This is a genomic window from Ruegeria sp. HKCCSP346, from assembly GCF_017872595.1.
Lineage (GTDB): Bacteria > Pseudomonadota > Alphaproteobacteria > Rhodobacterales > Rhodobacteraceae > Ruegeria.
In genome coordinates, this window is record NZ_JAEDOT010000002.1 from 194,800 (window position 1) to 219,312 (window position 24,513).

At 55.7% G+C, this 24,513-nt stretch carries 18 protein-coding genes, 1 tRNA gene and 1 pseudogene; 16 read left to right on the forward strand and 4 right to left on the reverse strand.

Features of this window, described 5'->3' with window-relative positions:
• Positions 1-27: 27 nt before the first annotated feature.
• Complete coding sequence (locus I9185_RS09485) at positions 28-837, reverse strand: DeoR/GlpR family DNA-binding transcription regulator (RefSeq protein WP_210092899.1); 810 nt, start codon at positions 835-837, stop codon at positions 28-30.
• Positions 838-1,123: 286 nt separating this feature from the next.
• Between I9185_RS09485 and I9185_RS09490 the strand changes: the two genes are divergently transcribed.
• From I9185_RS09490 to I9185_RS09510, 5 genes are read left to right on the forward strand one after another with little or no spacing between them, the layout of a single operon-like run.
• The gene (locus I9185_RS09490; RefSeq protein WP_253285020.1) at positions 1,124-1,546 is read left to right on the forward strand and encodes an NUDIX hydrolase; all 423 of its coding nucleotides are present in this window, start codon (positions 1,124-1,126) and stop codon (positions 1,544-1,546) included.
• Positions 1,547-1,604: 58 nt separating this feature from the next.
• The gene (locus tag I9185_RS09495; protein WP_210092900.1) at positions 1,605-2,630 is read left to right on the forward strand and encodes an ABC transporter substrate-binding protein; all 1,026 of its coding nucleotides are present in this window, start codon (positions 1,605-1,607) and stop codon (positions 2,628-2,630) included.
• The gene (locus I9185_RS09500; RefSeq protein ID WP_210092901.1) at positions 2,631-4,847 is read left to right on the forward strand and encodes an iron ABC transporter permease; all 2,217 of its coding nucleotides are present in this window, start codon (positions 2,631-2,633) and stop codon (positions 4,845-4,847) included. It abuts the gene before it with no gap.
• Complete coding sequence (locus I9185_RS09505) at positions 4,844-5,914, forward strand: ABC transporter ATP-binding protein (RefSeq protein WP_210092902.1); 1,071 nt, start codon at positions 4,844-4,846, stop codon at positions 5,912-5,914. Before I9185_RS09500 ends, I9185_RS09505 begins: the two co-directional genes overlap by 4 nt.
• Complete coding sequence (locus tag I9185_RS09510; RefSeq protein WP_210092903.1) at positions 5,915-6,481, forward strand: histidine phosphatase family protein; 567 nt, start codon at positions 5,915-5,917, stop codon at positions 6,479-6,481.
• Between the two features lie 3 nt (positions 6,482-6,484).
• Here the strand turns inward: I9185_RS09510 and I9185_RS09515 are convergent, their stop codons facing one another.
• The 3 genes and pseudogenes from I9185_RS09515 to I9185_RS09530 all read right to left on the reverse strand — a co-directional run bounded on the left by I9185_RS09515 (position 6,485) and on the right by I9185_RS09530 (position 8,901).
• Positions 6,485-7,276 carry an inositol monophosphatase family protein gene (locus I9185_RS09515; RefSeq protein WP_171723763.1) on the reverse strand — a complete coding sequence of 264 codons (792 nt, stop codon included), beginning with the start codon at positions 7,274-7,276 and terminating at the stop codon, positions 6,485-6,487.
• Between the two features lie 400 nt (positions 7,277-7,676).
• Positions 7,677-8,702 (reverse strand): annotated as a pseudogene (locus tag I9185_RS20415) (IS30 family transposase).
• Between the two features lie 114 nt (positions 8,703-8,816).
• Positions 8,817-8,901, reverse strand: a tRNA-Leu gene (locus I9185_RS09530).
• 661 nt (positions 8,902-9,562) lie between these two features.
• On the opposite strand from I9185_RS09530, the gene I9185_RS09535 reads away from it, so the two are divergent.
• From I9185_RS09535 to I9185_RS09585, 11 genes are all read left to right on the forward strand, one after another.
• Positions 9,563-10,156 carry a hypothetical protein gene (locus tag I9185_RS09535; RefSeq protein WP_245218056.1) on the forward strand — a complete coding sequence of 198 codons (594 nt, stop codon included), beginning with the start codon at positions 9,563-9,565 and terminating at the stop codon, positions 10,154-10,156.
• 2 nt (positions 10,157-10,158) lie between these two features.
• Entirely contained in the window at positions 10,159-12,171 is a 2,013-nt protein-coding gene (locus I9185_RS09540; protein WP_171636071.1) for a dynamin family protein, read from the forward strand.
• Positions 12,172-12,179: 8 nt separating this feature from the next.
• Complete coding sequence (locus I9185_RS09545; RefSeq protein WP_210092906.1) at positions 12,180-13,931, forward strand: dynamin family protein; 1,752 nt, start codon at positions 12,180-12,182, stop codon at positions 13,929-13,931.
• 52 nt (positions 13,932-13,983) lie between these two features.
• Positions 13,984-14,385 (forward strand): hypothetical protein, encoded by a 402-nt coding sequence (locus tag I9185_RS09550; RefSeq protein WP_210092907.1) that lies wholly within the window; start codon positions 13,984-13,986, stop codon positions 14,383-14,385.
• A gap of 23 nt (positions 14,386-14,408) precedes the next feature.
• A complete protein-coding gene (locus I9185_RS09555) occupies positions 14,409-15,281 on the forward strand; it encodes a hypothetical protein (protein WP_210092908.1) in 873 nt (290 codons plus the stop codon).
• 68 nt (positions 15,282-15,349) lie between these two features.
• Complete coding sequence (locus I9185_RS09560; protein ID WP_171723765.1) at positions 15,350-17,392, forward strand: dynamin family protein; 2,043 nt, start codon at positions 15,350-15,352, stop codon at positions 17,390-17,392.
• Positions 17,389-18,675 (forward strand): dynamin family protein, encoded by a 1,287-nt coding sequence (locus tag I9185_RS09565; protein ID WP_210092909.1) that lies wholly within the window; start codon positions 17,389-17,391, stop codon positions 18,673-18,675. The genes I9185_RS09560 and I9185_RS09565 overlap by 4 nt, the downstream gene beginning before the upstream one ends.
• Before the next feature lie 341 nt (positions 18,676-19,016).
• Complete coding sequence (locus tag I9185_RS09570; RefSeq protein ID WP_210092910.1) at positions 19,017-21,203, forward strand: serine/threonine-protein kinase; 2,187 nt, start codon at positions 19,017-19,019, stop codon at positions 21,201-21,203.
• A gap of 201 nt (positions 21,204-21,404) precedes the next feature.
• A complete protein-coding gene (locus I9185_RS09575; RefSeq protein ID WP_210092911.1) occupies positions 21,405-22,442 on the forward strand; it encodes an FHA domain-containing protein in 1,038 nt (345 codons plus the stop codon).
• Between the two features lie 3 nt (positions 22,443-22,445).
• The gene (locus I9185_RS09580; protein ID WP_171723769.1) at positions 22,446-23,228 is read left to right on the forward strand and encodes a protein phosphatase 2C domain-containing protein; all 783 of its coding nucleotides are present in this window, start codon (positions 22,446-22,448) and stop codon (positions 23,226-23,228) included.
• A gap of 21 nt (positions 23,229-23,249) precedes the next feature.
• Entirely contained in the window at positions 23,250-24,512 is a 1,263-nt protein-coding gene (locus I9185_RS09585) for a transporter substrate-binding domain-containing protein (protein WP_171636090.1), read from the forward strand.
• The last annotated feature ends 1 nt before the right edge of the window (position 24,513 follow it).

Consider the following 24,513-nt stretch of genomic DNA (forward strand, 5'->3'; position numbering starts at 1 on the left):
ATCCGCTGTTAATCAGTCATTTCATATCTACCCGGCGACGAGAACGTCGACCCGGGCGCTTTCAATGGCGTTATGCAATTCTCCTGTTGGTTTTTTGTCGGTGATTATCGAATCCAGGTCGTCAAGGTCCCCTACTTGAGACAGGCCTTTCCGGCCGAATTTCCCGGAATCGACAAGAAGGTGCCGTTTCTCGGCTCGCGACAGCATTGCCCTCTTTATTGCCGCAAAGCCGCGCACTGTTTCTGAAGGTCCATCGGTCGAAAACCCCGAGGAACCGATCATGCACCTGTCGACGTTGAAACGGGACAGAAACTCCAGCGTCTCGGTTCCGATCGTTGCAGACTCGGTTGCCAAGTATTCCCCCGGGCATAACAGCACTTGTGCAGCCCCATGGCCAAGGGTCATGGCTACGGGAATGGAATTGGTGATTACGGTGCAAGGTGTGCCAATATAAGCCAGTGCGCGTGCCATTTCGATTGTGGTCGAGCCGGAATCGATCATGACCGTTTCACCGCTCTGGATCACTTCTGCCGCTGTGGCGCCAATTCGTTCACGCTCCTCAACCTGAGCGTTTGTTCGCTCATCCAGACCCGGATAGTGCCCTTGCGCGGCGGCCGATGCCCCCCCGTGTGCCCGCGCTATCAAGCCATCATTCGACAGAGCATCGAAGTCTCTGCGTACCGTCTCGGTGGAGACGTTGAACCGCTGCGCCAGTTCGTTGATGCGAACGTGCGGGCGCAGCTTCAGTTCCAGCAATATCTGCTGGCGCCGGTCGGATTTCTTTACCCGGCTGTGGTTCTTTTCAGACATTTTGCCGCGCGTTTTAGTTTTGGACATCCGACGACCCGACTAGGTTTCGAAATCCACTTTTGTGGGCTTTCGGTCATAATGCAATATTTTTTGTTGCATAACCCTCGGAAGGTTGTGAGAATTCGAGCGAACACAAGTATTTCGAAGCGCAAAGCAAAGATGCACAGGCTGATCAAATTCAGAATACGAGCCAAGGCAAAGCGTTGACCGGCCAACTTGCCAATGAGACTGCTTCCTTTTGGTTCTTGATCGTGTGGCATTGAGAGGCGGCATGAGCGACAGCGAAACGGCAGATCAGATTGCGGCGCTTCCGATGCGCTGGGACAAGGCTGGCAAGTTGCGCGTTCTTATGGTCACTTCGCGGGATACCGGCCGGTGGGTTATCCCGAAAGGATGGCTGATGGACGGCAAAAAACCATGGCAAGCCGCTGAAATCGAAGCGCAAGAAGAAGCAGGCGCCGTCGGCACCATATCGAAACGGCCAATCGGTCATTTTTTCTATGATAAACGATACGAGGGGCAAAGCAGCGTTCGCTGCCGCGTCACCCTTTATCCGATGGTCGTCGAAAAGCTGAAGCGACGCTGGAAGGAAAAAGGTGAACGTACGCGTCACTGGTTTTCACCGGCAAAGGCCGCAAAGTTGGTTCAAGAAAGCGACCTGTCAGATTTGCTGAACAATCTGACAGACAATCCAGAAGTCAAAATTGTCATAAAGAAACTTCGACAGGCTGCATGAGGAAGGGCATGAAAGAACCGGGAAACCCGGACGCATCAAGCTCAAAGGGAGGAAGAAAATGAGGAAATTGATATCCACCACGGTTGGATCGGTGATCGCCCTGGCTGCGTCACTGTCGGCGGCACAGGCCGACAAACTGACATTTTATTGTTCGGCGCAAGAAGACTGGTGCCAACTGATGGCGCGCAGCTTTGAAGATGCGACGGGCATCGACGTCAACATGACCCGGAAGTCGTCAGGGGAAACCTTTGCACAAATACGCGCCGAAAGCTCGAATCCGAAAGGGGACGTTTGGTGGGGCGGTACGGGTGATCCGCATTTGCAGGCCGCCGAAGAGGGCCTGACGTTGGAATACATTTCGCCAATGCGCGATCAGCTTCATGATTGGGCGATATCCCAGGCAGAAAGCGCGGGTAACAGAACGATCGGCATCTATTCGGGCGCACTTGGCTACGGCTACAATGCCGATCTTATCGCTGCAAACAACCTGCCCGAACCGGCCTGTTGGAAAGACCTGCTGAAGCCCGAATACAAGGGCCACGTTCAGATGGCGAATCCGAACTCATCAGGTACGGCCTACACCACGCTGGCGTCGATGGTGCAGATCTTCGGCGAGGATGAAGGCTTTGAGTTCATGAAGGGCCTGCATTCGAACATCAATCAGTACACCAAATCCGGATCGGCGCCGATCAAGGCCGCCGGTCGTGGCGAGAACACAATTGGTATCGTCTTCATGCATGACGCCGTGAAACAGGCCGTTTCCGGGTTCCCGATCAAGGTCGTCGCGCCATGCGAAGGTACGGGATACGAGATTGGCTCGATGTCGATTATTGACGGAGCCCGCAACGAAGAAGAAGCGAAGAAGTTCTATGATTGGGCTCTTTCGCCCGAAGCTCAGAACCTTGCTTTGCAGGTCAACGCGTTCCAGGTGCCATCGAACAAGAACGCAAAAACTTCGGAGAGCGCGCCAGACATGAGTCAGATCAAGCTGATTGATTATGACTTCAAAAAGTATGGGTCCTCGGACGAACGGAAGCGTCTGTTGCAGAAATGGGACGAAGAAGTTTCCACTCTGCCGCAGTAAATGACTGACCGGACTTCAAAAACGACCCATCCGGTTCTGATCTTTTGGATCACGGCCGGGTGGGTCGGATTCTGCCTGTTGCCTTGGTATATGGTCGACGGTGGCCTTTGGTCGTTCGGGTGGCTTTTGGACGGCTATCCATTCGATGAGGATTACGCCCCCGCTGCGTTTCTGATTGGGCAGGGTGAAAAACTTTGGCTCACGCCGCTTTTGATCGCACTGGCCCTGCCGCTTCTGGTGTTGAAGCGCACCAAATCTGATCCAGTTTACGCCCGCATACTGATCCTGTCAGGGGCGCTTGGCTTTGGCTGGCTGATCGCTCAGGGGTTCAGCATTGGCATCAGAGGTTTCAACTTTCATTGGTTGGAGGCGATGTTTGGCGAGCTTGGCGACCGTCAGTTCGGCATGGGCTATGGCGCGATGATATGCGCCTCGAGCTTTCTGTTCCTGCTTACTCAGGGGATTGCGGCAAGGGGTGCCATTAACGGTGACGTCTTTGTCGTAAGCGCCATCGGAGGCGTTATTACAATTGTCTCCGTGTTTGTCTTTTTTCCCATCGCGAAGATGCTTTTCGCTGCCTTCATCACCGAAGACGGCGCGTATTCCATCGCGGTCTTCTTCTCGAAGTTTTTCGATGATCGACTGTGGGGTCTGGGTTGTTTTCAGGGCGCGCGTTGTGGCGCCGCCTGGAATTCACTGTTCCTTGCCATCCTCGTTGGCGTCATCACCACGGTCCTGGGTCTTTGCTTTGCACTTGTCGTGACGCGCTCAGGCTTTCGCTACAAGCGCGCGCTGCGGGCTCTGACCGTTCTGCCAATAATCACCCCGCCATTCGTGATCGGCCTGGCGCTGATCCTGCTTTTTGGCCTGTCCGGCTCTGTCACCCGGTTCTTTGCCGAACTGTTCGGCACGCAACCAACACGCTGGCTGTATGGAATGCCGGGCATCCTGATTGCGCAGACACTCGCGTTTACACCAATTGCGTTTCTTGTTCTGATTGGTGTGGTTGAAGGCGTCTCTCCGTCGATGGAAGAAGCGGCGCAAACGCTCCGCGCCAGCAGATGGCAGACATTCAAGACGGTTTCCTTGCCCCTGATGCGGCCTGGTCTTGCGAACGCATTTCTTCTGGGCTTCATCGAAAGCATGGCCGATTTCGGAAATCCGCTTGTATTGGGCGGAAATTTCGACGTGCTTTCGACCGAGATATTCTTTGCCATCGTCGGCGCTCAGTACGATCAAGGCAGGGCTGCGGTTCTGGCCATGGTGCTGCTGTTCTTTACTCTTTCCGCCTTTTACGCGCAGCGTGTCTGGCTGGGGAAGAAAAGCTACACAACCGTCACCGGCAAAGGGGATGCCGGCGTCCATCCACTGATGCCCACTGGCCTTTCTGTTCCGGTACTGCTCGTCGCTCTGGGTTGGGCGCTGTTCACAATTGTTGTCTATGCGATGATCATTTACGGCAGTGTTGTCGAGCTGTGGGGCGTCGATAACTCGCTGACGATCAAACACTATATCACTGCATTCTCGGTCCGCTTCGAAGAAGAGGGTATTCGCTGGACCGGGGCAGCTTGGGACAGTTTCTGGACCACCATAACCATCGCGGCCATTGCTGCCCCGTTGACTGCCGCCGTTGGCCTAGTGACCGCCTATCTGCTGACAAGACAAAATTTTGCAGGCAAAAACGCTTTCGAATTTGGAACAATGTTGTCCTTCGCCATCCCCGGGACAGTGATCGGCGTCAGCTACATCCTGGCCTTCAACGTTCCGCCGATTGAAATCACGGGTACGGGTGTCATTCTCGTGGTCAGCTTCATCTTCCGCAATATGCCGGTCGGCGTTCGTGCGGGGATCGCGAGCATGTCGCAGCTTGACCGCAGCCTTGATGAATCCTCGCTGACCCTTGGTGCAAACTCGTGGCAGACGTTCCGAAACATCATTCTGCCGCTGTTGCGCCCTGCGATACTTGCCGCGCTTGTATACAGCTTTGTGCGCGCCATGACGGCGATCTCGGCTGTCATCTTTCTGGTCAGTGCAGAATATGACATGGCGACCAGCTACATCATCGGTCGGGTCGAGAACAACGACTATGGCCTTGCGATCGCCTATTCGACGACGCTGATCTTCGTGATGCTCGCGGCGGTCGGCTTATTGCAACTTCTCGTCGGTCGGGTCCAAATTGGCCGACGCACGCAGCACGGAACGGAGACATCGCCATGACCGACACCAAAATCGGTTCCAAGGCTGCCCCGGTACGCTTTGAGAACGTGTCGAAAGTGTTCGGCAAGGATGTCGTCGCTGTCGACAACATCAACCTGAACGTCGAGGCGGGAAAGCTCGTCACACTGCTTGGCCCGTCAGGCTGTGGGAAAACAACGACTCTGCGCATGATTGCCGGGTTGGAAATGGCAAGCTCGGGCAAGATCCTGATCGGAGATCGGGACGTGACCAAATTGCCTGCCACCGACCGTGACGTATCCATGGTGTTCCAGTCATACGCGCTTTTCCCTCACATGAGCGTGCTGGAAAACGTGATGTATGGCCTCACCTTCTCGGGTTTTGCAAAGGATGAAGCCCGCAGCCGCGCTCTGAATGGATTGGAACTTGTTGGTCTTCAGGGGTTCGACAACCGTCTTCCCTCTGAACTGTCGGGGGGTCAACAACAGCGTGTTGCAGTCGCCCGCGCGCTGGTTCTTGAGCCGCAGGTTCTGCTGTTCGACGAGCCGTTGTCCAACCTCGATGCCAAGCTTCGCCGTCAGGTGCGAGAGGATATTCGGGCAATCCAGCAAGAACTTGGTTTGACAGTTGTCTACGTGACCCACGATCAGGAAGAGGCACTGGCGGTCTCGGATGAGATTGTCGTCATGCGCAACGCAGCAATCGCCCAAATGGGCACACCCCGCCAGCTTTACGATGCCCCGAACGACCGATTTGTTGCCGATTTCATAGGCGAGGCAAATCTTTTGGAGTGCCAAATCGTCGAAATCAACGGCGACGCGGCAACGATAGAAATAGAAGGTTACCACCACACGCTACCACGTCGCGGTTTGTCCGAAGGACCTGCGACCATCGCTGTGCGCCCCTCGCGTCTGGTCATCGGCTCAGACCAAGGCATCCCAGCCACGGTGGCCAAGGCGACCTATGTTGGCGTTCGGATGGAATATACGCTGACCGGTGAATTCGGTCAGGTTTTTGCTGTACACGATGACGTCGATACGCCGCTTGATCCCGGCACAAAAACCAAAATGGGCTTTGCTGACAAAGGCCCCGTTCTTTTGCCGGATTAAATGCCGAAACTCACTATCATCTCGCACCCCGAGGTCTCTGTCGATCCGGCCGTCCCGATAACTGAGTGGGGATTGAACGCTGTGGGCCGCAAACGCGCTACCGAATTTGCATCCAGTGAAGTCTTATCCAACGTGACGCAGATATGGACCAGTGGCGAGCGGAAGGCCCGCGAAACAGGTGAGATTCTTGCTGCACCACAAGCGTTACCCGTGAATTGCAACTGGGGTCTTGGTGAGAACGACCGCAGCGCAACCGGTTACTTGCCTCGGGACGATTTCGAGGCCGCCGCCGATGCTTTCTTTGCGCAGCCGGATACGAGCTATCGCGGTTGGGAAACAGCTGTCGAGGCGCAGAGACGCATTCATCGCGCAGTAACAGAGATAATCCAGACGCATGATGCCGGGGATCTTGCAATCACGACACACGGGGCAGTAGGCACATTGCTTTGGTGCGCACTTTCGGATTGTTCGATAGACCGCAAGTATGACCAGCCCTCACAAGGCCATTTCTGGCAGGCTGATCTAGCGACACTCAAACCTGATTCAGGTTGGGTCTCTTTGACTTAGACGTTAAGCGCTCCATGCGTTCTCTGCGATCTCACGTAACGTCTCGAACACATCTGGCGTGCCTGCGATCACGCGCCCACCGTCTCGGATCATCGCATCGGCGTTCTGATCCTCGACAACGCCGCCCGCTTCCGCGACCAGCAATTGCCCAGCCAGACAATCCCAAGCATTCATGTGTTCCTCGACGTAACCCAAAAGGCGTCCGGCAGCGACGTAGGCCAACGAAAGCGCTCCGCTGGCATTTCTGTGAAACATCGCCCCGTGCTCGATCAGATTCTCGATCACGGGTAAAACATGACGGCTTTCAATCCGGTTCGAGTATCCTACGGCCACAGTTCCGTCGCGCAAAGGCACTCCTGAAGCGACCCGTATCGGTGATCCGTTAAGTGTCGCTGTTTCTCCGCGCGTTGCGACAAAAGTCTCATCCACGCTTGGATCATGGATCACGCCAATCTCCGTTTGGCCGTTGGTGACACCAGCCAGAACAATGGTCCACGCTGGAATACCGTTCACGAAATTCGTGGTTCCATCAATTGGGTCAATAACCCAGTCAAAGCCACTCTCTCCCGCTACCGCGCCATGTTCTTCACCGTAAATGCCATCTTTGGGCCAAGCCTCCGAGATCTTTTGACGAATGAAGGTTTCGACGCTCCTGTCCGCCTCGCTGACCCAGTCCTGAGCGCCTTTTTGATCAACGACAAGATTGACCCGATCTGCAAAGAACTTTTTGGCCATTACCCCAGCCTGCTCGCAGATTTCGGTGGCAAAGTCTCTGCGGTCTGAAAGTCGAGACATAGGAGCTCCTTTTTCGGTTGGAGAGTTGCCCAGCAACATTGCAGGCAAGCCAAGGCCAGGCAAGACAGATAGTCTTTTTGTTTATTTCAGGGGCATTGTTGACTCCGCAAACTTTCAGTTGCTGGTGTATTCCATCTCCCTCGCGCCCAGAGTGCCGGAGCAGGGGATTCTACCGATCAACTATGCTCAAGTAAGACACTCTGCGCCGGTTTCCAGGTTGCGAAGAGGTTTGCTGGCTTTCCGTTTGACGTGGACTTGAAGCGCTTGAACCGTCGAAACATTCAAAAAGCGCAAGAATCTTGAGGTGTTGAAATCAAGGTGAGACGAGACTCAGTCGCTCGATCTCACTCTTACGTACTCCTACATCCGAAGACTGTGAGCGATACCTGAACTGCGACTCCTATTGCCTTTGAGGGTAGGGGGCTCGGCCCATTTCTTCCATCATCTTTTCCCGGAACACCTCGGCGGGCGTCTTCCAGCCCAGGCATTTTCTGGGCGTCGCATTGAGGCGGTCACTGATCACCTTCAAGTCATGATCAGTGAGGGCCATAATGTCCCGCTTCCTTGGCGGCCATCTTTGAACGCGGCGGTTGGTGTTTTCGTCCGTGCTTTTCTGCAAGGGTGAGGACGGCTTGCAAAGCCAAGTCTGCGTTCCGATCTCGGCCTGCAAATTGGGCCACGAGACAAATTCGGTGCCGCGATCGAAGGTGATGGATTTCCGTACCAGATGGGGCAGGTTGCCCACCGCCTTCATGATCTTGCCCATCACGGGCCTCGTGCGCTTGTTCGGGTTCTTCAGCAGCACCGTAAACCGGCTGACGCGTTCGACCAGTGACGTGACATTTGACTAGCCAAGAGCCTGTTTGAACAGCATCAAATCTCACTCCCAGTGACCGTACTGACGTCGATGCGCCACGTCATTTGGGCGAAACAGGATGCTGACATCACAGTCAAACTTGGGGGGCTGGCGCTTTCTGGCGCGGCGTGGCCGACGAAACATTCGATGCTCGTGCAGATACCACCAGAGCTCGTCGGCCATGCCTTCTCTGGAATTGATGTAGCGGTAGATCGTTTCCTGACAGACGCGTAGCTTTGCGCCTTCATAGATCATTCGGTTGCCGATCTGCTCAGGCGTCCAGCCATTCTTTAGCCGCTCGACGACACGCTTGCGCAACTCGGGATGGCGGATCAGTTTACGTTGCCGGACGCGCCGATCCGCAGCTTTCCGATGCGCAGACGCGCCGTAGTAGCTATCGCATTTCGGCAGACAAGGATCCGAGAAGAAGTTTCGCTTGATCTCTCGATGGATGGTGGCTTTCGAGCACTTCAACACACGTGCCATTTCTCGAACAGGAACTTCCGCCTGCCTCCAGCGCTCAATTCTACGGCGCTCTTCGATGCTGAGTTGCAAATACACTGTCCTCACGCCATGACCTCCTCATTAGATAACCCATTGGTTTCTAATAGGCGTCGCACTTGGAAGTAGCGCGCACCCGGGCGCAATTATAATTCGTATAATGATGATTATGGTAAATTCATATGGTGCGGGTGGAGGGACTTGAACCCCCACGCCTTGCGGCGCCAGAACCTAAATCTGGTGCGTCTACCAATTTCGCCACACCCGCAACCAAGCGCGTTTGCGCTGGAATGAAGCGGTCAATAACAAAGCTTGCATCGGAGTGCGAGAGGGAAAATTCGAGGAATAGAAAGTTTGTGACTTGCCGGGCTGCCTGGTTGAAAACTGCAACCTGTTTTCGGCCTGGTTGATACCGCAAGCAACGCAACGGTCGCGAAACCAGAGGCGTCTGAAACCCTACCTGCAACCGGTTTGCAAGCAGCTATATGACGCTGCTTTTCGACTTTTGGTTCTCAGGTTGACGCCTGGCACAATCAAGCCATTAAAAACGCGCTAACGTTGAATAGACGCCAGAACTACAAGTCGGAACTTGTGCCGCCAGACTTGATGGAGAATCAAGGCACAACGGACCAGAGTTGATGCAGTCTGATCCGGAAAACTGTCGCAGACTGTGTTACTGGATCTGACAAGGAACATGGTTACATCCTCCAGATCCGGTGTTTTCGGTAAAGCAACGAAACATAAATATCTGTTTTTATTCGAAAGTCTAAAATCAAAAGGTTTTCGACCTCCAAATCCTTCGAATGCACCTGAAAAGACGTCACCTTCGCGTCATTTGGCTGCGCCGACTATGCATGCATACAAGCTTGCCGGACGTTTCTCGGTCTGATCTGCCTCATCGAGATACTCGCGTCGGTTGAGGCATTCTTATGAGAGATCGACCACATTGCCGCCACAATTCAACCGCTAAAAAATCTTATTCGCGCCAAAATAACACCGCCTTGAAGGTACTTGTTGTTTATCAGGAGTTAATGAGTCTTTTTGCCACTTTGGCGCCGGTACGAGTTTTTTTGCTCAACTCCAATACAAGGCTTTCTGCTGTGACCGATTTGAATCCCTCCGCTGCCGCCGAGCAAGAAGCCGTCTTCTTCGCTCGTGAGAGTTTCCTTGGTGAGCTCAAAACTCTGAATCGCGACCATCCGAATACAGGCTTTGGCATTTCGCTTCGAACGCATTCCGGTGAACATTACCTGCTTGCGAACGCACGTATGCCGTTGCCCGCAGCAAAATCCGAAGGTTTCCCGACCGGGCGCCGTGTTGCGTGCCTCAAGAACGGCGACCGCTTCAGCTCGATCGAAGTTCTGGCAGATTCCAAATCGTACGAGACCATTTCACCTCGGGCCGAAGCTGAAATTCTGGGCAATGCATTGGACCTGATCGCGCGGATCGACACTCTGACAAGCATTCCGGCGGGGCGTGTCGCTCACGAACCCGAAATTGCTGCAACGGGAACCGGAGGTTAAGTATGGCGCGCAACGATCACCTTTTGTCTGTGGGCAACGAAGCACTGGCACCGATGACGGCGACCATGGCTTCACTGACGGCTCAGATTGATCAACTGACTGAGGTGGCTGATGCGCGCTCCTCGGCACGGCTGGCGACCCTCAAGACCCGGATGGAGAACTTTACCGCTAGTGTCACGATGGTGGGCCAGGTCAAGGCCGGAAAATCCTCGATCGTCAATATTCTTGCCGGGCACCCCGGCCTGCTTCCGTCAGACGTCAACCCTTGGACGTCGGTGGTTACGACGTTGAACATCAACACGCGCCCGCCCGGTGACACAAAGGCTAAGTTCACGTTCTTCGAGCAGGAAGAATGGGACAACCTGATGGTCGGTGGCGGTCGTCTTGGCGAATTGGCCAATCGCGCCGGCGCAGATGACGAGATGGAAGACATCCGCCGCCAGATTGGTGAGATGAAGGCCAAGTCAGAGGAACGTCTTGGCAAACATTTCGACCTGATCCTGGGTCAAAGCCATCAGTATGATCATTTCGATGAGGAACTGATTCAGCGTTATGTCTGCCTGGGCGATGAAGACGATCCCGATATTGATCCCAAAACGGGCCGGTTTGCTGATGTCACCAAATCAGCCGAGCTGTATATGGACATTCCGCAATACCCCATCGCGCTGAAACTGTGCGACACACCGGGTGTGAACGATACGTTCATGGTGCGCGAACAAATCACTCTGCGCAGCCTGCGCGGATCCGAAGTCTGCGTTGTGGTATTGGCGGCAAGCCAGGCCCTGACGACAATGGACATGGCCCTGATGCGCATTATCGCGCAGTTCGAGAACCGGCAGATCATCCTGTTCGTCAACCGGATCGACGAGCTGTCCGATCCTGTGAGCCAGGTGCCAGAGATCCGTGACCGCATTCAGGACACGCTGAAACAGAACAATATCGACACAAATACCAGCGTCGTTTTTGGCAGTGCGCTGTGGGCCGAAGCGGCGTTGACCGGGAACCCGGATATTCTGACAGAAGAGTCGCGCCAGGCTTTGAATACGTTCTACCTGGCCGCCGGTTTCGGTGATCAGGCGGCCTCGCTCGATAAAATCTGGGCGCTGTCCGGTCTGCCCGATCTGCTACTGGCCATGAATGAGCGCATTGCAGAAGGTGCCGGAGCGCGACTGATGGACCGCGTCCGCCATCGGGCGCGAAACATTGCCAGTCAGATCCGCGCGACTGCGGTTGCTAGGAATCTTTCCGAAGGTGAAGGCGTTGCACGGGATCTTGACGGCGTATCGCCCGAAGAGGCGGTTAACACGGTGTCAGCCGAATACGAAAAGAAAGTCGCCGAGTTGACAAATGCGCTGCGCGACAAGGTGTTGGAGCGTCTGAAGTCAGCCGAGGACAATTTCGTCAAACGCGCGACGGACTCTCTGATCGCGCATCTTGAAAAAAATGGCGAACAAGGCACATGGCAATACGATCCAGCAGGTTTGCGGACGTTGCAAAAAGCTGCCTATTTCAGTTTCGCCCGCGCCATGCGAAAAGATGCCGGGGCGTTGTACGCAACCGCTGCTGCGGATGTTGAAGCGCTTTATCATAAGATACTCGGCAACCATCTGGGCGAATTCAGCATCGAAGCGCCCATTGTTCCCCGTGTTCCACCGCCTCTCGGCATCGGCCGGACGATCGCACTGGACTTGCAAAGCACCTGGTGGCGACGTTGGTGGCAACGACGAAAGGGGTTTGAGGCATATGCGGCGGATTACACGCGGTTGATCGCGTCCGAGGCAAATTCGATCACCAAGGATATCGAGGAAAACCAGATCGCGGCGGTTCTGGAAAACGTTCGCGCGATCCTGACGGATTTCCTGCGCGAGCAGAAGGAAACTCTGCTGAGCATCTCGTCTTCTGCCGACAAGAACCCGGGTCAGACTGCGGCGGCGATGGCGGGCTTGCAGCCACAGAAATCCAAGGACGAGATTCTGGGTGACATACTGAAAGATCTAAGCAACGAAGCGGCATAAGTAGAAAAATGGCAAAAGATACACAAACACGCTTTGTTTCTCCGAAGGCATGGGAACGCATCGAGCAGTGGTCCCGTCGCAAACCGGTTTTCGCCCTGATGGGCGAGTTCAGCGCCGGCAAATCCACGTTGATGAACTTTTTGCTGCGAACGCAGACCTTGCCGACGCAGGTGACGGCAACCCAGTTGCCACCGGTCTGGTTTAGCTGGGGCAATCAGGCGCCCTATATCAAACGCCATGACGGAAGTACTGAACCGATCGAACTGGATCAGCTTGAAACCGTTGGCGTCAATGACGCACAGTTCATCCGCATCTTCCTTGAGGCCGATATTCTGGAAGCTGTCGACCTGATTGACACACCCGGCATTTCGGACCCCAAGATCTCGACGGATGTGTGGCAACGCGCGGTGGGTCAGGCAAACGGCGTTTTGTGGTGTACCCACGCGACACAAGCCTGGCGCGAAACCGAACGCGCGACATGGGTTTCCCTACCCGAGAGGTTGCAACACAACTCGTTGCTTTTGGTGACGCGGGCAGATGCCCTGAGCCTCAAAGACCGTCAAAAAGTACTGCGCCGCGTTAACCGCGAAGCTGGTCACCTGTTCAATCGGTCCATTTTGTTTTCGGCCCGCGACGCGATCACGGCCCGGGACAAGACAGGCGATGCCGAGATGTGGTCGCGCAGCGGCGGCGGCAAGATGATCGACAGTTTCCTGGAGATCACGGAACAGATTATGGACAACCGTGCCGATCAGCTGGCTCGATACCAGATCGACAAGAGCCAAGCCGACGCACCCAAAGTCAAACCTTTGCGCCCCGCCCGTTCATCAAACGAGCCGACAGCCAAAGACGAAGCCACACCCTTGAGGTTGGTGAACCCGTTGGAGGCCGCCGGGCAATCGAACGCTGTAGGCGAAACAGTTGTAACCAGCTTCCCGGTACGACCTGCCCGGGTCGAGCGGCGCTCGGATGAGGCCGAGCGGGTTCGGATCGATGCCGAAGAGGCTGAACGGCTGCGCGCAGAGATGACATCAGAGCCGGTTCCGCTGCCCGTTGAACCCGACACAAGCGATGATCTGCGTTCCTTTTTCAAAGACACCTCGAACGACCCGCTGGAATTGACGAATGTCGCGGGCCTTGAGGATGACGAAGACGAATTCGAGCTGTCCGTTGACGCCGATCTGGAGGACGCATTGGATGACGACACGGGCGCTCTGGATGTTGCGGAAATCAGCCCCGCACCTCTTGCGGCTGTTGACAATTCCGATGACGTGCTTGCCTCGCTGAACACTTCGATGCAAGAGACCCCGATCGTGCCGGATGGCGCAGAAGAGGAATCCGAGCAGGCCGATTTGGCTGAAGATCGCGGCATAGAAGTTTCTGTATCCTCGATTACGGCATTGATGGCCGCGCAAACCGGCAACACTGCGGATGAGTATGAGCCGGAACCCGAAACCAGCGGTTTGATCGAAGCTGCCACCACCGAACAGGTTGACGCAGTCGAAAGAAGTGTTGCCACGCTGGGTGACCTGCCCGAAGTTGCGGTCGGATCGCCTCTCAGCGCGTCGGATATGTGGCACGAGGTTTCAAGAAATGAAGACTTGCCGCAGGATGCAGCAGGGCTGAAGAACGTATTCAAGGCCTTTCTGGCCGAGTTCGATCAGATCGCCATTGAACACAACGAAAGGCAAACCAAAGAGGCACTTCGATCCATTCCGAAAGCCAAAGAAAACAGCGGTGCTGAATGGCATGTGTTGTAAGGGTGTCCGAATCGAAGTAATGAGAAACTCATAAATGAAAACAATGGATTAGATGTCTATTCAAACCGCACTGAACTCCGCCATGGAAACGATACCCGACTGTATAGCAGCCGGGTATATCGACATGGAGACGGGGATGCTTTTGGGCAGCTCTGTTTCTGATTCCGACTGCGCGGATTCGTTGGATGTTTTGGCGGTGGCTGTGGCCAATCTGTTTCAGGGGCGCGGGGTTGCAGCCTTTGAAGCGCTCTTGCGTCAGGCCGGCAGTGCAGACGAAGAAAACGCTGGCTTCGGGGAAGTCGCCGTTTTTTCCAAGGGCAGGCTGAACATCTTTCTGCGGACCAAGGAATATCCTGATCATGTGGTCTGCTATATCTGTCGCAACAGTGCGAATGTCGGACTGGCGCTTACCAAATCACATCTCAGTCTGGGGCCGGTCGCGGCCGCGGTTTGAACGGGACCAGAGGGGGTCACGGCATGATGGACACGGACATTCTCGAGCTGCTTGAAGATATCAGGCGGACCTCGGTCGCACGGCTGTCTCCGACCGTGCGGATCGCTGGGGAAACAGCGGCCGCGCGCCGTTCTGCGGTATTGCGGGCAATCCGCGGCACAGTATTGCCGCGCCGGTTGGAATTTACCGCCGCAAACGGGGATTGTCTGGCAATCGAGGTGAACAGCTCCCGGATCACGGATGTTTTTAAGGTTCCGGCAGGTGAGGTTCCTGACTTTGAAACGGAATCACGCGCCAAACTGATCGAGAAACTGGCCGGATTGGTCTCCGGCATCTCCGGTTCGCCTGCTCCGCTTGAACTGACGTCGGGCAGACCGGACACAGCGCTTGAAGTGGATGACGTGGGTATCACCTTCAGTGAAATCGAGAAAGCCTGCGCTGCCATTGAGCTTCCGTCCGAGCCGATTGTTTCCGTCGTCCCGAGTGCTGAGAAACCTGTTGATGACTTTCCATCCGCCGAGGCAACACCCGATGCAGCGGAAACACTTGCCCAACGTTTTTTTGAAGCGTCGAGCCGCTTTGCCTCGGGTCGTGTGTTCGTGGACAATTCGGACGAAGCCGCACCTCTTTTGGAAGGCGTTTGCAAGCCATCTGAGCCGACGCATCCCGACCAGGACACGCTGGCCCGTTTTGTGGCTGATCTTGCCGGCTGGGATGGCGACTCTCAGCATGAGAGTGAAGACCCGCAACTGATTGTCATGCGGCCATCGGGCGGGAAAGGGGCTGGTCTGGCCGTCTTGAGTGACCAAGGTCAGATCGCGGTCGCCATCCACGAAGCTCGCAAACTGGGGGCGGTCGTCAACCTGTGGACCTCTTTGCAGGAGGCCGAGAAATGATTGCCTCCGTTGAATTCAAATTTTCGACTACTTCAATCTGTTTATTATTGTAATCAGGGTAATGAGTAATGAGTGAAACACATCGCCGCGAACTTATTCGCATAGCAGAAGAAATGAACGGGGCAAGCAATGATGAAACGCGCCAATTCATTTCGCGCATCATTGGTGATCTTAGCAATCTGAAACCGTCAATTGCGTTTGTCGGGCAAATCAAGGCTGGAAAATCGCGTCTGATCAACGGCTTCACCGGTCAGGCAGAGTATTTGCCGTCGGATGTAAACCCCTGGACAACTGTTATAACCGACATGCATTTCGGGCACCCTTCCCGCAGAACCCAAGGTGCCGAATTCCACTTCTTCGACAATTACCAATGGCAATCACTGATCGCCGAAGGTGAAGAACTGCGCAACATGTTTCCCGATGACGAGGACAGCTATAAGCGCGAGATGATCGAAGAACAGGTCGAGGCCATGAAGGTCCGGGCGCGTCGGCGTCTGGGTGACAGCTATGAACAGCTGCTGGGCCAACAGCACGATCTGGACGAACTGACGTCAGATGACCTCGCCAGATATGTCTGTGCCGGGGATGATCCGTCCGAGGACGGGGCTTTGGACCCCGGAAGCGATCGCGGCCTTTACAGCGACATCACTCGCAAGGCCGAGGTTTATTTTGACTTGGGCCATTTTCCGTTTCCGCTGACGGTCACCGACACGCCCGGTGTAAATGACCCCCTGCTGATCCGTGAAGAAATTTCACGACAGTATCTGAAGGAATCCGATTTCTTTGTGGTGGTTCTGTCCGCGCATCAGGCATTGTCGCGCGCGGATCTGAAACTGTTCCGGTTGATGCAAGCGCTGGAACTCGGGCAGATCGTCGTCTTCATCAACCGTGTGGATGAACTGGGCGGCGGGGCCGAAGACGCGGCCAAGGTTCGTCTGGATGTATTGGAGGGGTTGGAAAAGGCGCTCGGCAACTCGAACATCGATGTCCTGATGGGCAGCGCGCAATGGGCGCACTATGCTCTGACCGGTGATGAAACCGGAGTGAACCACGACCACGTTCTGGCATGGCTGCGCGCCCACCCGGAACAGATGCAGCAATATCTCAACGGTGTGGCCGAGATCAAACAAGGCCCGGGACCGATCAGCCGCGAAGCGGTTCTGCGCTTTGCCGCAATGATTGCGTCCGGCCTGCCCGATCTGCGCCGTCATGTCACTCAGGCTTTGACGGACGGACCGATCAACGAACAGTTGCGTATGGCCTGGCAACATCTCGACAGCTTCGCACGCGGGGAGCTTGAGCGCTCTCAGGTTCGTTTGCGGGCGCTGCAAGATGAAGACGGCTTGGATGTCCGAAATACCGATGAAAGCGACAAGACACTTGGCGACCTGCGGAAACTGATTGCTGAAAAAACGCAAGAGATCACGCGTGACATGGATGATGTCCTGTCGAATCTGCGCGGGGTCATGGATGACACTGTCTCGGAATCGGTGGCTATCGTTGTGCGCGGGCCGGACGGCCAGTCGCCTCTGCTGGCAAAAGGCGGAGAGACCGAGCTTAATTTTACGCCATTGCGCGAGCGTATGCGTGAACTGGTACAGGGGGCATCGCAAGTTGTTCGGCAGCGCATGCTCAGCGAGCTTTACGCGATCGACATGCATTGCAATGCCGCTTTGCGGGCATTGCCGGGATGGCAAGAGCCGGTCGACAATCGCATGAACACCAGTGCTGTACGTTGGTTCCGGCCGGACACCACCGCCCTGACCCGTGGCATTACCGTTGAATTGCGTGTAAACTGGCTGTCGCGTCTGATCTCGCGCAATAGCGTTGTGGCGCGTGCAGAACGGCTGATCGTGCAGGAGTTCGAGTTGATCGGGGATGACCTGATCGACACGACCCGCGACGATCTGTTGGAACGGCTGAATACGGTTCTGGACCACTATATGGCCCTTCTGGCCGGTCATCTTGAGCACCGTTCCAACTCAGGAGAACTGAACGCCCAGGCGGAAGCGCAAGGTGCCTTCGACAAAGCACGTCGCATTGCAGCTGAGCTGGAGACGGTTTTTGGAACACCCGATGCGGATGAAAGACAAGCAGAGGCTGCGGAATGATTGAATTTCCCGGAACTGAAAAGGAAGTACGCCAACTGGAGCGCTTCCTGACCGCAACTGAAAACCTGACGCCTGACGAGGCGTTGGAGGATATGCGTGCGCGGGCTCTGTCCCACGCGGAACGTCTGTCAAACGCGGTCAATATCGGTTTCGCCGGGGAATTCGGCGCAGGCAAGTCAAGTCTGGCGAACATGCTGGCTGGCGCGGACATTCTGCCAACCGGCCCGCAGCATCTGAAATTGCCGCTTGTGATCGTCGCCTACGCGGATGCGCCCGAAACGACTGTCGGTTGGTGGAACAGGGAACCAAAGACATACTCCGGCATAGTGCTGGAAAAAGCGGCCCAGGAAGATCCCGATTTCATATCGGTCGGTATCAATACTCCGGCCCTCAAGGAAATATCGCTGTTTGATCTTCCGGGCTCGGGTGCTCTGGATGATACCTACAAGCCGACTTTGGATCTGCTGAAATTCGTCGATTGTGCCATCTGGTGCACAAATGGAACCAATGCCTGGCGCGAGACCGAGCGTCACTTGTGGTCTCAGGTGCCCCCAGAGCTTCGGGCCAACAGCCTGCTGGCCGTAACACATGCTGATCTGCCACCGGTGCAGGGTGCCCTGGACCGCGTCCTTGCGCGTCTGAACAAGGAAAAAGAAGGAATGTTCCGCGCCGTTGTCCCAATTGGCACACCGGTCGCCGTGCGTGCCATGGCGCAGGAGCCAGAGCCCGACTTTGCGCTTTGGGAAACCTGCGGCGGGCAGAACCTTGCGGAACACGTGCTGGAAGCGGCATCCGACCGGCGCCGTGGCGATCTCGAGGCTGCGCGGAAAGATTTGCAGCAGGACTTCCTGCCCTATCTTGAGGCGCTGAAGGGCGCAGAGCCAGAACCTGTTTCGAATGACACCACATCGATGCAGTCAACGCTTGGGTCTGCCCTGCCCCCGTTGAACAACCCCATTCTCGAGGACTGGCTGGCCGCAATAGCAAGCATCTATGAAGATCTACGTGAAACCTCTGATATCGAACCGGCCGCGTTTCTGAGCAGCTGTCAGGAGATCGTCGAAGATTTTGCGGAACGGCTGGAACAAGGTGGCGAAATCGACCCCGAAGCTGATTGGATTCCCGCAGAATTTGAAAAGGCGACAGATTTGCTTCTGTTGCTGCAATTCGAAAGCGGGGACGCACCATTGAAGGACGCAATCAGCATTCTGGCGCAGCTGGGCGACAACCTTGCATGGGCTGGCAGCACGGTCGCAGCGGCGCAGCCGAAAACCGGAACCTGACGCTTTCCCGTCAAGATTGAGCTGCATTGCAGCGATTCGAAGGGCCGAGGAATCGGCCCTTTATTGTTTCGAATTCGTGGACCAACACGCTTGATTTCGGGTTTAAGTTTTCAATCAGCTCATACTCATTGTCTATATATAGATCCGCATATACCATTAGGCACAACATATGCTATCACGCGAAAAACGATCCATAGTGAAGCCATCAGGCGGCCCCAATAAAGTCAAATTTGAAACGTCTAACCGTTCTCAAGTGTCCTGCGGTTGTTTTTGGTTGTGAGTTCGTGGGCTGTCGGCCCGGTTTTTCTAAGCCGCAAAATGAATAGAACGGGCGGATTGAAATGAGCCACAACCAGGCTGTCGGCGCGACGCACGACGAACCGAAAATTGAAGGATTGCAGCCAGGCGCAAAGCTGTTGCGCGGGCAGTATGAAATCCTCCGCTATCTCAGCAACGGCGGATTTGGGATCACTTACCTGGCGCGCGACAGCCTGGAGCGCGACGTCGTGATCAAAGAGTGCTTCCCCGGAGCGCTGTGCCGCCGCAACGGTGATCTGGTCGAACCAAACGACCCGTCCTTCAAGGACGACCTGCGCTCGATCATTGACCTCTTTATTCAGGAGGCACGCAATCATGCGCGTCTGGTACATCCCAATATCGTAGATGTGCATCAGGTGTTCGAAGACAATGACACCGCATATATCGCAATGGATCTCATCCGTGGGTGCGACCTGCTGGATTACGTGGAAAACCCGGAGAATGACGGCGGCCCTGATTTCATCGTTCAGGTCACCGAAAAAATGTTGTCCGCGGTGTCTTTCATTCACCAGAGCGGCATGTTGCATCGGGACATTTCGCCGGACAACATTCTGATTGATGAAAACGGAGACCCCGTCCTGATCGATTTTGGCGCCGCACGCGAGCAAGCGGCGAACAAATCGGCAGCATTGCTGACACTGCGCGTGATCAAGGATGGATACTCTCCGCACGAATTCTATGTGCGGGGCGCGGATCAGGGGCCCAGCAGCGACCTTTATGTTCTGGCCGCCACGCTTTATCACGCCATCAGCGGTGAACGCCCCATCGACGGCCAGAGCCGCCTGAACGCGTTCAACAACGGGCAGGATGACCCCTACACGCCATTGACCGGTCGTTTCGAAGGATACCCAGACGGGTTCCTCGAAGCGATTGACAAGGCGATGGAAGTTCACGCCACGGATCGTCTTCAATCTGCATTGGATTGGTTGCGCATGTTCCGCGGCCCTGGCGTCATGTTCGACACATTCGCCTATCGGCCCGTGTCCGTGATTGTCGGCATGGATCGCAAAGACAAAGAGGAAGAAAAGGCCCGGATCAAGGCCGAAAGCGAGAACGCCGAAGCCGTAGTTACGGCCCTGCTGGCCGGAAACTCGGACATCGTTCTTGGCAACGAAGACAAAAAAGATAGCGATCTGACCAAAATCTCAAAGAAAGAGGAAACCCCGGTCGCTGTCGATACAGTGGTTCAGAGCGGGTCCGGCGGCAGCGGCAAGCTGATTGCAGGCGCGGCTGTTGTTGCAGTTGCGTTGGCCGCAGGTGGTTTCTTTGTGATGTCCGGCGACAAGACGGAAGACCAGGCAGAAACACCGGTCGCGCAGCCCATGGCAGACATACAATCCGCTGAGACAGAGGCGCCCGTTACCGATCCTTCTGTCACAGAGGCCACCGATCCCGAACCCGAAGTGGTCGTTGCACCCGAACCCAAACCGGAAGAGCCTGTCGAGCAGGCACAACCAGTACCTGCGGAGCCAGCTGCCACAGAAACAGCCTCCGTAGACACTGAACGTTCCGAAATTCCGGCACAGTCGGAAGAAGTGACTGATATTGCAGCAGTGTCGGAGATCGAGACACCTGCGACTGATGCAATCGCCAACGCCGGTGTTCCGGCGGAACAGCAGGTGGCGTTTGCGCATTGGGATGTCGATATCCCCTTCCAGACATCCCGCCGCCGCGGCTCGACCGGAGCCACCATTGCAGTTACGGGGGTGGACGCCAATCAAGACATGAGCGTGATCGGCGATTGGGTACAGCGTGGCGCTGTCATCTATACCCTGAATGGCAGCCCGGTCCGCCAAGATGTAACTTTTGCGGCGCAGGTTCTGGATAACCTGAAGGTTGACGCCGATGGGTACACAAGGGTTGCTGCCCGCTATCGCCCGCTGGGTCAGACCCGGGCGCAAAATGGTTTGTTAGCCCTTCCCGCCATACGATCCGTTGGTTTAGAAAATGGTTACACCTTTACCGTGAGCGCCGATGGCAATAGCGGATGGCAAACCACGGTGAACGCAGTTCCGGCGGACGCGGCAGTAAGCCTGCAAAAAGACGATGTCCTTCTGAATGAAAGCCATTCCGGCATCACATTTGACGGCTCGGAAAGCCTTGATGAGATGCTGGCCGCACTCGTTTCAAGCGAGCAGCCTGAGGCAAATCTGACAGTGTTGCGCAATGGGGCCGAGACGGCCGCAATCATGCAACTTGCACAGGAGTAATCTGACCGGTTCGATAGTGATCTGCCAGTGTGTGTTTGCTGAGGGTGGTATCAAGGTGTGCCACCCTGGCGGGAACCGGCCCGCCGCAGAATGTACCAGTTCCCATGGGTATCCATTGAGTGGCTCTGCGCTGAAGTGCAGGGAACAGTAGCAGCTTACGACGCGGCTTATCTGCGTCACTAACTTGAAGGTGTCGACACCATGTTCAAATACAAAAGCCCTCTGAGCCGGCTTCTCGAAGGTGCCGGCAAATCCAAAGAAGAAGACGTTGCCGAGAAACCGACCACAGTAGACGGTGCTGTAAGCGAAGAAGAAAAGCAGGAACCCATTGCGGATTTCAACGCTTTGCGCGCCGCATTGGCCGGTGGAAACATGACATCCGAATCCTATGAGGAAACGGATGAACTGATCCCCGAAGAAAAGATGCCCGAGTTTGACGAGACCGAGCCGGAGGCAGTGGCCGAACCCGAGGAGTCGATCTTTGCCGAAGACAGTTCGGAAGAAGACAACTTGGAAGAGGGCGACGCTCTGAAAAACGTTCTGGTGGAAGAGAATGTCGAAGAACTGGTTGAGGTCGAGCAGGTTGTCACCCTGCATGTGACGGAAACACCCGCCGAGACTTCGCCAGAGGAAGCAACGGCCGAGGTCGTGTCCGAACCTACCGAGCCAGAAGTCGGCGAGGTTGAGGTTGCCGAAGCTCCGGCCCCAGAAGAGAAGCAGGTCGAAGACGCGGTTGAGCCGGTGATTGAGCAGGTTGAAACAGCCCCTGCCCCGGTCGAGGATCGCCGTTCACGGGTCAAGACGACATTTCTGGGATTTGAGCGCGCCGATACGCATGTTCAGGACCTGATCGAATCCTCCGAACCCGTAGCGAAAACAGAAGCGGCGCAAGAGACATTCCCGGTGGGCTGGCTGGTCGTAACAGCCGGTCCAGGACGAGGTTCAAGCATTACGCTCACCGAAGGCCTGATGCAAATCGGGCGCAACGATGACCAGGCCATTCAGTTGGATTTTGGCGATACCGGCATTTCGCGCTCAAACCATGCAGTCATCGCCTATGACCCCGAAGACCGGAAGTGTTACTTGGGCCATGGCGGCAAGGCCAATCTTGTACGTCTGAACGGCAAACCTGTTCTCAGCACCGTGGCCCTGTCCAACGGAGACCTGATCCGTATCAGCGAAACCTCGATCCGGTTCATGGCCTTCTGTGACGACGGTTTTGATTGGCGGGATTCCTGATAAATGCTGGCAACTCCGGCATATGATGTTGCGCTGATCCTGAACCAGGGTCAGCGGGAAACGCAGGAAGACGCGATTGCAGCCCGCATGTTTGACGCGTCGGACGCGGGCTATGTTGTGATTGCGGACGGTATGGGCGGCCATGAGGCGGGTGAAATAGCTTCGGAAATGGTAGTGGCTGCATGGCGCGACGCGCTGGACGCAGAACTTGAGGCAGAAACCCTGAACGAAGGATCCGCGATAGATGCGCTTCCTTTGGCCGCCATGCAAGCCAATGCCGCGATCGCCAACTACACCGAGGCCAGGGGTCATGGCTTCAACATGGGATCAACCATGTTGGGTGTCCTTCTTCTGGGGCGGCGTGTGTTCTGGATTTCGATCGGCGACAGCCCTCTTTACCTGTTTCGGGACGGAGCGTTGACGCAGGTCAACGAAGACCACTCGATGGCACCCGTGATTGCGTCGAAAGTGGCTTCGGGCGAGATCACCGAAGCGGTGGCCCGGGACATGGACAGCAATCAATTAACGTCCGTGGTTACAGGCGGGGCCATTCCCAAAGTGGATTGCCCGGAAGATCCATTGATCGTGTCGCCCGCCGATGTCCTGATCCTTGGAAGTGATGGGTTGCAGTACATCAGCGACACCGAAATTCAAGCCATTCTGCGGGATCATCAACAGGGGCTGGCTCAAGACATTGCCGAAGCATTGCTGACGGCTGTGCAGGCCAAGGGTGACCCGGATCAGGACAATCTTTCTATCGCAGTGGCGAAACTCACAAGAACCTAAACAGGCAAAGCAACAGGACCCATGATAAAGCACTTACTCATATCAAGCCTTGCCCTTGCTGCCGCCACGGGCGCGGCATCTGCGCAAGAGGCGTGTTCAAGTTATGAAATTCAACGCGGCGATAGCTTACGGGAATTGGCAATCGAAGTGTATGCGACCGAGGACTTTCGCATCATTTTCGACGCGAACCGGGATGTTATCGGTTCCAACCCCAATATCATCCGCGTCGGCGACGTTCTGGAACTGCCCTGTCTGGAAGATGTCGGGCGTGCTCCGGCGCTTGCTGACACCGAGGCAGAGCGGCTGGCCGCCGAAATGGCGGCAGAGCTGGTAAAAGCCGCAGAAGAACGCGCCGAGAAAGCCGTGGCCGAAGCGGAAGCCCGCGTTGCGGCAGCGGAAGCCGAGGCAAAGAACGCGAGTGAAGAGGCGGTCGTTGCAGCACGCGCTGCTGCCAAGGAAGAGATCGAAGCCGCCCGTGCCGAAGCTGCCGCTTTGATCCGAAATGCCGGAACGGGTGAACGGCCCGAAATCCGGGACCGTCAATTGCTGTTGATCACTGGCGGTAACTACGCTCCGTTCACCGATGAATCTCTGCCCAATCGGGGGCTCTATACCCATCTGGTTGAGACAGCGATGTTTCGTGCCGCTCCCGAACAGGCCTACAAGATTCAGTTCGTGAATGACTGGTCTTCGCATCTGGACCTGTTGATGCCGACACTCGCATTTGACGCCACCTTCCCCTGGTCGCGCCCCAATTGCGAAGAGGCCGTTGCGCTGTCGGAAGATGATCGCAATCGGTGCGAGACCTACAATTTCTCAAACCCGTTCTACGAGGTCGTGGATACGTTCTTCGCCCGCGAAGGTTCCGGCTATGAGGAGACATTGACCTATGCCGATTTTGCCGGTGCAACGATCTGCCGGCCAGAGGGTTGGTCTTTGTCTCACATGGACGCTGTAAGCCTGTACGAACCGGTCATCAAACTTCTGCGGCCAACGTCACCGGATGATTGCTTTCACGCTTTGATGGAAGGCACCGCAGATATCGTCGCCATCGAGGCACATCTGGCAGCCGAGGCAATTGAACGGCTTGGGTACAAGCACCGGATTATCGAAAACCCCAACCTTGCGGCCATCAAGTCGCTCAACGTCATGACCCACAAAGATAATCCTGATGGGGAAGCGATCCTTGAGACGCTGAATCAGGGTCTGGCAATCATGCAGCAATCGGGCGAATGGCGCGACATCGTGTCAACCGCCCTGCGTCATCAAATGGAAAATGGATAAG